This is a genomic window from Neobacillus rhizophilus (genome assembly GCF_018343535.1).
Lineage (GTDB): Bacteria > Bacillota > Bacilli > Bacillales > Cytobacillaceae > Neobacillus > Neobacillus rhizophilus.
Window position 1 is genome coordinate 1,359,289 of sequence record NZ_JAGYPF010000001.1, and the last position, 12,518, is coordinate 1,371,806.

Below are 12,518 nucleotides of genomic sequence, written 5' to 3' on the forward strand. Positions count from 1 at the left end.
ATTATTTTGAACGGGACTTAAAAAACATACCCTCCATATTTTGAATTTATATATGAAGGGTATGTTAGTCACGTTATTTGTCAAATACAAGTACATAAGTTTTCCGATCGTTATCACTATAGGTCACGACTACTGATAAAATTGTTTTATTATCATTGTCCAGTTGGATTGTTTTAGTGGTACCTCCTTCAATCTTAATTGAGGCTCCTTGGTTTGCAGCAGTTGGATGGATAGTCACGGCTGTTGCATCACTTGGAACAGCAATATGATATGTATAATCATCGGATGAAAACGAACTATCCCAAGTGCCTTCAGAGACCTTTAGTGAAGACAATTTCGCCTTACTAACAGTTTGAGTTGTTTCGCTCATGGACTGTGTTGAAGATTGAGAAGCATTATTAGCATTGGTACGTATTAGGCTTGCCTGAAAACTGGAATTAGTGCCGGGCAAAGAGGTTGTTTGTGAAACATTGCCTACAGCCGTGTCTGACGAATTTGCAACAGCGGCAGGAGTAACCGGTTCAACCTTTGCGGACCTAGTTACATGAACTGAGTAAGTAGCTTCTGCATGATTGGCATCATAGATGATAATTTGTAAAATATTCTCACCAGACTGAAGTGAAAAAACAGCAGGTGTCCCGCTAAGAACAGATTGACCATTAATGGTGATGGCAGAGGCTGATTCATTCCCTTCTACCAGCATTTTAATCGTTTCAACTTCATTTACAACGGAAGCGGAGTATTCTTTTACATCTGCTGAAAACTCCTTGTCGAGCTTTACTCCGTCGATTTCCAGTTTTGTCAATGGACTTGCCGTCTGGGTTTGTTGGGTTGTTTCAGTCGTTTCGGCATAAACAACAGGTGTAAAATAGCCCAAACTCATACCGGCCATAGCGGTAACAAGAAATAAATTTATACTTCTTTTATGCCCTGTGCTTAACATAAGCTAATCCCCCTGTCTACTATCTGATTGATAGTGGATTTGGGACTAACATACCATGCTAAGCTTAAGATTACCTTAACTTTTACATATGGCGAATTTCTAGTTTGTCGATATCGATGCACCTATTAAACAGATTTTACTTCCACAAGCTTTTCCGAAATAGCCTCCGCCATTTCTTTCACCGCTTCTGGGAGAGCGGTTTCCAGTTTTGAGTTCAACGCTCCGGCCATCTTCCCAATAACGTTCACTTCAAGAAAGCCTGTTAATCTTGTTCTTTTTACGTTTATTGCCTTCGCTTCGAAAAATCCTTCGCCAGAATATTTTTCACTTTTGCCTTTTAAGGCAAAGCTGACTCTTATTGGTTCTTTCCATTCATTAATATCAATTATTAAACTGATTTTTTTCTTGATTATGCCAATATCGCTTTTAAACTCCCATGTGGACCTATGCTCATTTAGCTTTTCGTGTTGAATATAGTTGGGCACAAGCGGTGCCCAATTGTCCATATCCTTTACAAAGTCCCAAATCACATCAATTGGCAAATCTAGTTCGACCTGATGCATTCCGCTAGGCATAATCTCCCTCTCCCCTTCAAAGTAAAAGACCTTCAGTTCGTGTGAAGGCCTTTTGTTAAAGATATATGTTTAGAAAGGTTTAAATAGAAGAATTAAACTTGAGTTTCCCTGAGGAATTCTTGAATTCGCTCTGCCGCCTCGGAGAGCCGTTCCGAAGGCTGAACCAAGGCAATCCGGACATAGCCTTCACCAAGCTTTCCAAACGCATCTCCAGGAATAACCGCAACTCCTTTACTGTCAATCAGTTCAAAGGCAAAGCGACGGGATGTCCATCCTGATGGGATTTTTGCCCAAACAAACATTGTCGCCGGAGATTTTGCCGCCTGCCACCCGCCTTTTGATAGGCCTGATATCAATGCATCACGGCGTTTCTCATATTCTCTCACTTGAGATTGCAAAAATGAGAAATCCGAAGTCAAAGCAGTTATGGCTGCTTTTTGGATTGGATAAAACACACCATAATCGATATGAGATTTTAAAGAAGCTAAGATGGCAAGAGCTTGTTCATTCCCTACCGCATAGCCAATCCGGCAGCCTGCCATATTAAATGTTTTGGAAAGTGAATTAAACTCAATCCCGACCTCCTTTGCTCCCGGCATAGACATGAAACTAATTTGCGGATTGTTATCAAAAATTAACTCAGAATAGGCAAAATCATGCAAAACTAGGATATCATGCTTTTTGGCAAAACGGACCACCTCTTGGAAAAAGCTTCTGTCAGCGAGAGCGGTAACCGGATTACCTGGATAACTGATAATCATCAATTTGGTTTTCTTTAGAACCACTAAAGGAATTTCATCTAGTTGAGGTAGAAACCTGTTTTCCTCCAATAACGGCATTGGATAAATATTTCCGCCCGCAATCGTCACACTTGCCTCATAGATTGGATATCCAGGATCAGGTACCAGAACATAATCGCCAGGGTTAATAACCGCCATCGCTAAATGAGCAAGTCCATCCTGCGAACCCATTAGCTGAATAACTTCAGATGCTGGATTAAGTTCTACACCGTAACGCTGTTTATAAAAATAACTGACCGCTTCATTAAATTCAGGAATCCCTTTTAAAGTGTAACCATATTTACTTCGGTCCATTGCCGCTTCTGCTAATGCCTCGACCACAAAAGCTGGCGGTGCAAAATCCGGGCTTCCGACACTTAAATCGATGACATCAATTCCATTTTTTAATGCCTTTTGCTTTTGATCGGCCACCTCTTGAAAAATACTCGATGACATTTTTTGAAGTTTCTCGGATGCAACGATATTCATAGAATTCCCCTCATTCTTTATTTTTTCAAAATCTTTCGGAAAATAATATTTTTATATATTTTAACATATTTTTTGGTAATCATGGCCATACCTCGTCAAGTATGTCCCTAAATAGTTCATCCAGTATTGGGGAAATATCTTGTTTTGGAAAAGACGTTTTCTTTGCGTAATCTTCAATACGATTTATTTCATTCTCCAAAAATTCATTAATAATAACAACCTTTGGCTCGAAGTTAAGTTCATCGCCGCGTATTTTCCTGTCAAGCAATGTATTGATTTCATTTTTAAGAGGGCCGTCCATAATCAGGTCCGCCACTAATGCCTGGAATTCAATAGGTGGGACACTATTATATTTTTCAATCCATTTACAGGCTAAAACTGGCCTCAGCACATAAAAGTATTTCTTAATTTTCACTTCATCTGCTTGAAGATAGTCACGGTAATTCCCCTTGGCCATATTCAGGTAATGATAAAGGGCCGACTGCGGCCGGAACACCTGGTTTTGGATGGCCATCATTTTATCCACCAAAGAATAGGCCTGATAATAGACAATTCCCGAATGAAGCCATTCCATTAGGGGCGGGTTTGATTTTTTAAAAAGCCTGAGTGCTTTACGAAGCTCCCATCCATTTATATCCAAGAGATTATTTATTGGCAGTTCTATAACATCCCGCTTTTCTTCAATGGAAAGATACCATTCTTTTTTGGGGACATAAATAAACCTAACATCATAGTCGCTGTCTTTTGAAGGAAATCCCCAGGACCTGCTGCCTGACTCAACAGCATAGCAAATTTTTACGGCATATTGTTCTTCGATTTTTTTTAATTCCTCGATAATTTTCTCTTTCACTACTAACCGCCCCCGATTCCTTTTCTTTATCATACAAAAAAAGGGTTCAGGGTCCAAATGAAATTCCCGTCAGAACGGCCAAGAAGAGGCTGGGACATAACTAGTTTCTATAAATAAAAAACGTGAAATCGCAGCGGTGATTTCACGTTTTTTATTTTATCTCTAATCTAAGTGGACAAGATCTTACGATCTTGCCGCATATTTTCTTAAGTTTACGGCCATTAATGCAAAGCCGATGTCGTTTTCAACTTTCGATTTTCCACGTACAGAAAATCGAGTGAAACCTAAATTAGCCTTCAGAAATCCAAAAATTGGTTCCACGTCAATTTTACGTTGACGATAAATAGCACCAGTTTTTTCATCTGAAAGCTTCTCTCTTATATATTCTTTTTGTTTTTCCCACTTCTCATTTATCATAAGCTTACGGTTCTTTCCTTCTTGCGCCTTCGTACAGTTTACTCGAAGTGGACAATTCGTACAGTCTTCACATTCATAAATTTTAAACGTGCGCTGGAACCCTGATTTATCTGTTCTATTCGAATGATATTGAAACCTTACTTGTTTTCCGTTCGGACAGGTATAGGCATCGATTTCTTCATCATAGAACCAATTGCTCGTTTTAAAAGGATCCTTTTTAGATTTTTTCTTTTGTTCATTTAAGTAGTGACCGTATGTAATCAGCGGTGTACGTTTGCGCTTTGTTAGTATGTCATCGTAATTTTGTTCGCTGCCATATCCTGCATCTGCGACGATATGTTCAGGCAATGAAAAATATTGCTCAATTTGATTGAGAAATGGCGTAAGTGTTTTTGTATCCGTTGGATTAGAAAAAATACCGTAGGCAAGTGTATATTGTCCTTCAGACGCTATTTGAAGATTATAACCAGGCTTTAATTGCCCGTTTTTCATATAATCATCCTTCATTCGCATGAATGTCGCATCGGGGTCTGTTTTCGAATAACTATTCCGTTTGCCAAAGATCTCGAAATCTTTTTGATATCTCTGCTTTCGTTCAATCAAATTAGAGATCTGTTTCGCGATTTGTTTAGGTGTTTTTCGTTCGCTACGCAACTTTTTGCGTTCATTGACATCACTAGAATTCTCAATTTGTTCCGTATATTCTTCGATGACTTCCTCTAGCTTTTTAGTGATTTGAGATAGTTCTTCCATTGAAAGTTGTTCGTTATTTTCTCGTGTTATTTCAGGGATAATTTGTTTTTCAAGCAACTCATTATAAATCTGATTAGACTTCTCCACCAAATTCGTATTATATTTTTCAACGGATTTCTTCCATACAAATGTGAATTTATTAGCGTTCGCTTCGATTTTTGTACCATCAATAAAAATCGCTTCTTGATCGATTAGCTTTTCCTGCACAAGTTGGCAGCGAAACTGAACAAAACATTGACGAATCAATTCTTTCATTTCTGGATGTACACGGTAACGATTGATTGTACGGTAACTTGGTTCATAGCCCTGAGCTAGCCACATCATACGGATACTATCTTTCACCAGACCCTCAATTTTTCTGCCTGAAAAGGCAGATTGCGTGTAACCACATAAAATAATCTTAAGCATCATGCGTGGGTGATGAGCAGGACAACCGGTATGTCGTAGGAAAGAGTCGAAGACTCCTGCAGGAATACTCTCTACTAAATGGTGAATTGAGAAAGCAATATCATTTTCTTGTAATTTAACTTCTAAATCTAAAGGTAAAATCAGTTGATTCATGTTATAATCTTTAAACATAAGGACACTTCTTTCTGATTTGATTTTGGTAGGGGTACTTAAATTTTATCAGAAGATGTCCTTTTTGTTATGAAAAAAATTAAAGCCTGTGAAATTTTACTGCTCGTAAAATTTCACAGGCTTTTTCGGTTCTAGAGGGGGTTTTGTCCCAGCCTCTTCTTTTTTTAAATTTGTCATAATAGATAGTTGGTTGTTCGGAACTAGTTAATTTTCTTCAATTCTTCTGTCAATTGAAGAAATAATTCCTTGTTCCCATCTTGTAACGTTTGGTCGATTTCCTTCCGGATCTTCTCCCTTTTAAATTCAAGCAGGGCGTTGTTTAAAAACATCTCAGCAAGGACAGAATCAGTGTTTTCATCCGAATGTTGCGGGGAATTAAGTAACTTCTTTTCCATGGAAATCAACTCCTTGAGCTTTTTCTTATTATACAGTTAGTTTTCTAAAAATTCAAACACTTTATTTTGGAAATTTTTAAAAATTTAGGAATTAAAAAAGGAGTTATTTTAATTTATTGTTGTATGGATTAATAAAAGGGGGAATATTAATTTCATCTATTTTTATTAATTGGGAGGAAGGATGATGGAGCAGAATGTTGTAGCAGGGTATAAGCCGCTAAATAACATTAATGTTTATTATGAATTTTATCCTAATCCAAACGCAGAAAGGACCTTCGTTTTATTGCACGGTTTTCTTTCTTCCACCTTCACCTATCGTCATTTAATTTCGTTATTAAAAAATGAGTATCAGGTGTTATCTATTGATCTTCCCCCTTTTGGGAAAAGTGCAAAATGCAGCCGATATATCTACTCCTATAAAAATTTAGCCGATACCGTCATACAACTTATCGAATCACTGGGCTTAAAAAAAATGACTTTTATCGGCCATTCTATGGGTGGACAAATTGTTTTAAATATTCTTCACCTAAAACAGGAGCTTGCCGACAAGGCAATTTTACTCTGCAGCTCAGCCTATTTAAAACGCGCGAAACTTCCGCTCATTCTTACCAGCTACCTGCCTTACTTTCATCGCTTCGTAAAGTATTGGTTTGCCAGAACCGGGGTAGAGAAAAACCTTCAGGAGGCCCTTTATAACCATTCCATTATTAATGAAGAGATGATAAATGGCTATCTGCAGCCCTTTTTACAGGATGAAATATTTGTTGCGTTAACACGGATGATTCGCGACCGCGAAGGCGATCTTCCATCGGAAATTTTAAAACAAATCAAAACACCATGCTTATTAATCTGGGGTGACCAGGATAAATCAGTGCCTTTAAAAATTGGGGAGAAATTAAACAAGGACCTAGCAAACTCGGAATTGATTATCTTAAAAGAAACCGGCCATGCTCTGCCAGAGGAACGTCCCATGGAGGTATTCGAATATATAAAAAACTACATTGGCAAATTCCAAACAACTGCGTCTAGCTGAAATACTTATGAATTATGCAAAATAAACCCGCCAGGTTGGAGATACTGGCGGGTTATTCCTTATTTATATCGGTTATCTGCATTTTGGTATTTTTCATCATGAAGATGATCAATAAACTCATTGGAGATTTCCCCCAAATGAATCATTAGTTCTCCCTGGTCAATTGTTTCTCCAGTTTGGAAATATGACCCTGGAATTGTAAAGTCAATCAAATGTTCACCTGCAATACTGGATAGACCGACATACAAATTATCAGGTGCTTCCTTCATTTTAAGCAGTTCTTTTAAGGAGATATTCTGATTGTTGACTTTAAATTGAACCTTGATTTCATAAGTTTCAATGGTTTCAGTGAGTATTTGCACCAATTCATCCAGCTGTTCTTCTGTAAGGTCGGTGGTATCATCAAGACCTACAAATTTTTCCAAAAGAGAGTCATACAAATCCATTTGGTCCAGCTGATATCTGTTTTTCTCTTCTACCTGCCCAAGATAATTAAAAAACTTCTCAGATTCTTCTTCAGTAATCCCAATTTCGTTTAATTCACTTTCTATATCAGCCATATACTTATCATGATTGACATAAAAGTCTAATGCAGAATCCAAATCCTCTATGAACTTATACTCCCCCAGAGAATCACCAAAATGATTCAACAAATCATCCAGTTCTTTCTGGGACAGGTGATACTTCGTTAATAGTTCCTGTAAATTTTGTTCATTGATAGGTGTCCCGAGGAACTCACGAAGTTCATCAATTGAAGCAAATTCATCCAAGGGAATTTCATAAAAATCAAGATAATCCTGAAGTTCTTGCTTCGTCCAACCAATTTCCTGCAAATACTGGTTTAGTTCTGTATCTGTTGGTGCTGCAGATACAAAAGGAACACTAAACAAAAACATGAACAGGATGAAGGAAAAGCTAATGATCCTCTTTATATTCAAATTTATTTCCCTCCTCAGAACTTTGTTCAATATTAATGTTCCCTTTGTAAAAAAGTTAAGAAATGAAAATTATTGGCTGATTTGGTTAAATAAAAAATTGGTAAAAAAAAGATGCCTTATATCGGCACCCGTTTCGATTAATAAAAACAAGCTAGCTGGAAAACCTATTTAAACCAGCCTTTCTCCTTTGATTGGGTTATGGCTTCAATCCGGTTTTTTACCTCCAGTTTATCGAGAATAATGGAGATGTAATTCCGGACCGTCCCTGTTTTGATGCTAAGCTCTTCCGCTATTTCTTTTGTGTTTTTGCCGTCTGCTACTAGTTCTAATACCTCTCGTTCCCGGTCTGTTAATGGATTTTCTTCGGCGTACACATCGTCCATTAATTCTGGCGCATAGATTCGTCTTCCTGCCACAACACTTCGGATGGAACTTGCCAATTCTTCACTTGGGCTATCCTTTAAAAGATATCCGCTCACCCCTGCCTTTAAAGCCCGCTGAAAATACCCTGATCTGGCAAAGGTTGTCAAAATGATCACCTTGCAGCTTAGACCCTTAATTTCCTCTGCGGCCTCAAGTCCGCTTTTGCCGGGCATCTCAATATCCATAATACAGACATCAGGACTTAGATTCTTGACAAGAGTAACGGCATCTTCTCCGTTGGTGGCCTTCCCCACTACCTCCATGTCCTCTTCCAAATTAAGTAATGACCCAAATGCACCGAGAAGCATTTGTTGATCTTCGGCGATGACAATCCTAATCATTTCCAACTCTCCTATCCTGGCGAGGTTTTAAGTCTACTGGGACTTTAATAATTATAGCAGTACCATTGCTTGTCAATAGCTCTAAACTGCCGTTGATAAATTCCAGCCTTTCCTGCATCCCTCTCAAACCATGGCCATCAGAAATTTTCCCCTTGACAGTTTTAAATGAACCATTATCATGTATCGTCATCACGACTTCTTTCCACGTTTGCTCAATAGAGATTAAACAACTGCTAGCCCCGCTGTGTTTCACAACATTATTAATCGCTTCTTTTAAGCACATGCTTAAAATATTCTCAGTAAATGGCGTGACATTTGTTAAAATAAATTCTCCGCTGCATTCCAGACCGATTTGAGCGGCTGCAAGCATTTGTTTAATACGCTGAATTTCATCCTTTAAACGAATTCCCCGCATGGAGGAAACCATTTTTCTCACTTCACTTAATGCAGTTCGTGCCGTAGCTTGAACATCTTTTAGTTCGTTTCGGGCCTGATCGGGGTCCTTCGAGATTAACTTTCTTGCTAAATCAGACTTTAGCCCAATCATGGAAAGCTTTTGCCCCAGTGTGTCATGAAGATCGCGGGCAATCCGTTCCCGCTCCTCAAGTTTAATCAGTTCAGAAATCCGTTTGTTGGCATCCTCGAGTTTTTCTTCAAGCTGCCCTCTCTCCTTGCGGTTATGGATACTAAATGGAAGGAGAATGACGCTAATCCAAATAATGATGACAAACGGGAGTTGCTGCAAAAACAATTTTTCATGGATGACAATGCTGTAATTGATGGAAGCGGAAGTACTTAGCAAATGGATAAAGTACAATGTAAAGAAAGCAACCCGATCCTTGATATTTCCTAGAAAGTAAGCAAGAAAAAAAGCGAAATATACATAGCTGAAAAGGCTGGTTGCAGTTATGGAAATCGCAATCAAAATCATTGTCCAAACATATACAAGCCAGCCTTTGGAAATAAAGGCAATCCGATAGAAAATAAAGAACGCCAATGTCAGCGCGATCCCAACAACGATTTGCAGTGTTGTTGGAGCCTGAAATATAAAATAAAATGGCAAAATACAAAGAACAGTCCAAATATACGGTGCAATCCCGTTCGCTTTTTGGAATGTCAGTAAACTCTTTAGCATAGCTGAACCTCTTTTTTCCTGAAATCCTTTACTTTCTATCATAGCCGAAAATGATTAAATTTTCCTCTTTATACTCTTTATTTTATGAAAACAAAACAGCTTTAAAGCCAACGAATAAAAAATAAAAACACCGCTATCCAAATGAACAGCAGTGTTTAAAATCATTATTTTGCATTTACAAATACTTTTACACTTTCTTCAAGGCGATTAACCACTTGTTGATGGCTTTTTCTTGCGGCTTTTACATAACCATCTGTAACTTGCTGCCAGCTGCCTCTGCGCGCTCTTGAGTACTCAACATATTTTTCACTATTCTCAATAAAACTATTTTCGGTGCGGGCAACCAAATCAAGGCCGGCAGCTATCGGAGCTGCTACCAATTGTTCAATCCGGCCATTTACTTCTTCAATTTGTTCTTTTAATTCTGGGCGAACAACTTTTTTTGCTTCTGCTTCTTTTACAAGTCCGTTTGAAACACCCTTGACTAATTCACTATTGGTGTTTCTAAAAGTACGGTATAGATTTCCAAGCGAAAATCTGAATTCTTGATTAAACTTTACTACCTCTTTAACTGCATTTAAATAAGCATCTTCCCTGTTTTCACGAATCTTTCTGGCACGGTCTAAGGATTGTTCATATTGATTCCAAAGTGTGTCAACTAATTGGTTGGTCTGAAGAGATTCTTCAGCTTGGCCATTTTTCTTTGTTGTGCTCATGTTTCTTCCTCCTTTTTCATTTTTAGTCCAATCGCTTAAATCTGGCATTTTCTTTATGTAATTTCATTGCTAGTCTATATATGTAATTTACACCTATGTGTTATATTTTGTCAACACCAATTATATAATAAAATAATCAGAATATTATAAATGTATATATTATAGAAATGAAGGAAACAAAGGTTATTAAAATTCACAGGGAGGAATGCAATTTGCGTAATTTTTTTAAAGTCACCCATGAAATTCCTTATTTACGACTCGGTGCCGGTGAGCCTTTAGTTTTTATTCATGGACTTGGGGAGGTAAAAGAAGGTTGGTTACATCAGTTTGAATTAGCAGATCAATATGACTTAATTATTCCTGATTTACGAGGACACGGTGAATATCAAAAGCCTGGTGAGATTTCAATAAAAAATTTCGCAGCCGATTGTATAAGTCTTATAAAAGGGCTAGGCTTTGAAAGCGCACACATATGCGGTTTATCCATGGGCGGTATGGTTGCACAAGAGATTTACCGTCAGGCACCAGAAGTATGCCGTTCCTTAATGCTGGTCAGCACGTTCCATTATGCCCCGAAAAATTTCGGGAAATTATTTTTAGCCTATAGAAAGGCACGGGCAGCAAATAAAACTCCAGACATTACTAGGGAAACTGCAGCAAAGGTTTGCCTGTATACTTGGTCGAATGAGAATTTTGAACAATTTTACGAATTTTACCGTCCGAACAAGGAATATTATTTTAAAGCCATGGAAGCGTGTCTTAAGGTCAATAATTTAACACTCCTTCCAAAAATCGAGGTGCCGACCCTTATTATTGGCGGACAATATGATTCCGTAACACCTGTCTGGATTCAATATTTAATGCATAAACAAATCCGCCACTCCGAGTTTGTGGTTTTTAGAAATACCGGCCATGTTGCTAAACTTGAAGCAAAAGATGCATTTAATGAAGTGCTTCGCAATTTTTTGAATAAACACCAGGCTGCAAGTTAAGGGGAAGGAAATTATTCCTTCCTCTTTTATGCAACACTATATACTATATATGCCCTTGTACCGTACTATATTCCTATTTCTTTGTTATAGGGGATTGGAACGGCTGGATGCCCATTGATCTACAATTTTTCCAAATAATCCAGAAAGCGCCAAGCCTACATGCCCGGTTTCCACAACAACATACGTTTTATCCTCGCTGGAAACTAGGTCCATGATTGGTTTACTTTGATCTTCCAGGATTAAATGGTCTCTAGAACCAGAAATAACATATAAATTGGCTTTAATATTTTTTAAGTCCGCCTTTTTATTGCCAATAACTAACTCACCTTTAACAAGCTTATTTTGTTTAAAAAGCTCATTAGCTAATTGACGGTAGGCTTCGCCTGCAAATGGAACCTGATCAACTGTCCATTTGTTCATACGCTGCCATTTATCAACATAACGCTGGTCATGTGCCCTCGAAAGCAGCATTGTGTAGTTAGTAAAATAAACAGGTGCTTGCATTGCCCTGAACATGCCTTCGACCATTTTAGGCGGGATGTTGCCATAAACATCAATAAAGCTGTCTATGTTAATATCTCCGTTTCTAAAGCCTTCTGTCCATTTATCCGGACCGATAGCCGGTTTGAAATCAATTGGCACAGTTGCAACAATTAAATTTTTAATCGGCTCATCAGCAATTGACGCATAAATGGAAGCAATCGTTCCGCCAAGGCAATAGCCGACCACGGTAATTTCATCCGCACCTGAATGGCGGATTGCACGCTTGACCGCAGTTCTTAAATACTTGTCGATATAAGTATCGAGACCAATTTTTTTGTCCTCATAGCCTGGTGTACCCCAATCTAACAAATACACCTCATAGCCTAAATTTGTGAGACCCTCGATCACGCTGGTCTTGGGAGCAACATCTAAAATATATGGCTTATTAAATAAGGAGTAAACAAAAAATAATGGAATTTCATATTTTTTTTGTTTAGCAGGATAATGCCATAATACCGATTTATTTTTCCGCCATACTTCGTTCCTTGGCGAGTGTCCCATTTTCGGCGCCGGTCCAGTTAAAGCTTTTACAACATTCTTCCAACGATTCGTTTCTTTCTCATAATTCAATTCTGGAATCAAATTCTTAAAAGGTGTCTCTATCGCCACAGTTAAGT

General features: G+C 38.1%; 12 protein-coding genes and 1 pseudogene. 2 read left to right on the forward strand and 11 right to left on the reverse strand.

The annotated features are described in order from the left end of the window. Nucleotides 1–73: 73 nt before the first annotated feature. The 6 genes and pseudogenes from KHA99_RS06370 to KHA99_RS06395 all read right to left on the reverse strand — a co-directional run bounded on the left by KHA99_RS06370 (nt 74) and on the right by KHA99_RS06395 (nt 5,780). Entirely contained in the window at nt 74–943 is an 870-nt protein-coding gene (locus KHA99_RS06370; protein WP_213116553.1) for a cadherin-like beta sandwich domain-containing protein, read from the reverse strand. 125 nt (nt 944–1,068) lie between these two features. Then, complete coding sequence (locus KHA99_RS06375) at nt 1,069–1,518, reverse strand: SRPBCC family protein (RefSeq protein ID WP_213116554.1); 450 nt, start codon at nt 1,516–1,518, stop codon at nt 1,069–1,071. 92 nt (nt 1,519–1,610) lie between these two features. Further along, the gene (locus tag KHA99_RS06380) at nt 1,611–2,786 is read right to left on the reverse strand and encodes an LL-diaminopimelate aminotransferase (protein ID WP_213116555.1); all 1,176 of its coding nucleotides are present in this window, start codon (nt 2,784–2,786) and stop codon (nt 1,611–1,613) included. A gap of 79 nt (nt 2,787–2,865) precedes the next feature. Continuing rightward, nucleotides 2,866–3,636, reverse strand: a complete 771-nt coding sequence (locus KHA99_RS06385; protein WP_213116556.1) for a nucleotidyltransferase domain-containing protein — start codon at nt 3,634–3,636, stop codon at nt 2,866–2,868. 192 nt (nt 3,637–3,828) lie between these two features. Further along, a pseudogene (locus tag KHA99_RS06390) lies at nt 3,829–5,385 on the reverse strand (IS1182 family transposase); the annotation flags it as partial. A 200-nt stretch (nt 5,386–5,585) separates the two neighbouring features. Further along, entirely contained in the window at nt 5,586–5,780 is a 195-nt protein-coding gene (locus tag KHA99_RS06395; RefSeq protein ID WP_213116558.1) for an IDEAL domain-containing protein, read from the reverse strand. 184 nt (nt 5,781–5,964) lie between these two features. Here KHA99_RS06395 and KHA99_RS06400 point away from each other — a divergent pair, with 184 nt between their 5' ends. Further along, nucleotides 5,965–6,813 (forward strand): alpha/beta fold hydrolase, encoded by an 849-nt coding sequence (locus KHA99_RS06400; protein ID WP_213116559.1) that lies wholly within the window; start codon nt 5,965–5,967, stop codon nt 6,811–6,813. A 59-nt stretch (nt 6,814–6,872) separates the two neighbouring features. On the opposite strand, the gene KHA99_RS06405 is transcribed toward KHA99_RS06400, so the two are convergent. From KHA99_RS06405 to phaP, 4 genes are all read right to left on the reverse strand, one after another. Further along, entirely contained in the window at nt 6,873–7,751 is an 879-nt protein-coding gene (locus KHA99_RS06405; RefSeq protein ID WP_213116560.1) for a processed acidic surface protein, read from the reverse strand. Between the two features lie 164 nt (nt 7,752–7,915). Further along, on the reverse strand, nt 7,916–8,515 hold the full coding sequence (locus tag KHA99_RS06410) for a response regulator transcription factor (RefSeq protein ID WP_213116561.1): 600 nt from the start codon (nt 8,513–8,515) through the stop codon (nt 7,916–7,918). Beyond that, entirely contained in the window at nt 8,508–9,650 is a 1,143-nt protein-coding gene (locus KHA99_RS06415) for a sensor histidine kinase (protein ID WP_213116562.1), read from the reverse strand. The genes KHA99_RS06410 and KHA99_RS06415 overlap by 8 nt, the downstream gene beginning before the upstream one ends. 164 nt (nt 9,651–9,814) lie before the next feature. After that, complete coding sequence (gene phaP / locus KHA99_RS06420; RefSeq protein ID WP_213116563.1) at nt 9,815–10,366, reverse strand: polyhydroxyalkanoic acid inclusion protein PhaP; 552 nt, start codon at nt 10,364–10,366, stop codon at nt 9,815–9,817. A 212-nt stretch (nt 10,367–10,578) separates the two neighbouring features. Between phaP and KHA99_RS06425 the strand changes: the two genes are divergently transcribed. After that, complete coding sequence (locus KHA99_RS06425) at nt 10,579–11,358, forward strand: alpha/beta fold hydrolase (RefSeq protein WP_213116564.1); 780 nt, start codon at nt 10,579–10,581, stop codon at nt 11,356–11,358. An 84-nt stretch (nt 11,359–11,442) separates the two neighbouring features. Here the strand turns inward: KHA99_RS06425 and KHA99_RS06430 are convergent, their stop codons facing one another. Beyond that, nucleotides 11,443–12,510, reverse strand: a complete 1,068-nt coding sequence (locus KHA99_RS06430; RefSeq protein ID WP_213116565.1) for an alpha/beta fold hydrolase — start codon at nt 12,508–12,510, stop codon at nt 11,443–11,445. Nucleotides 12,511–12,518 lie beyond the last annotated feature (8 nt).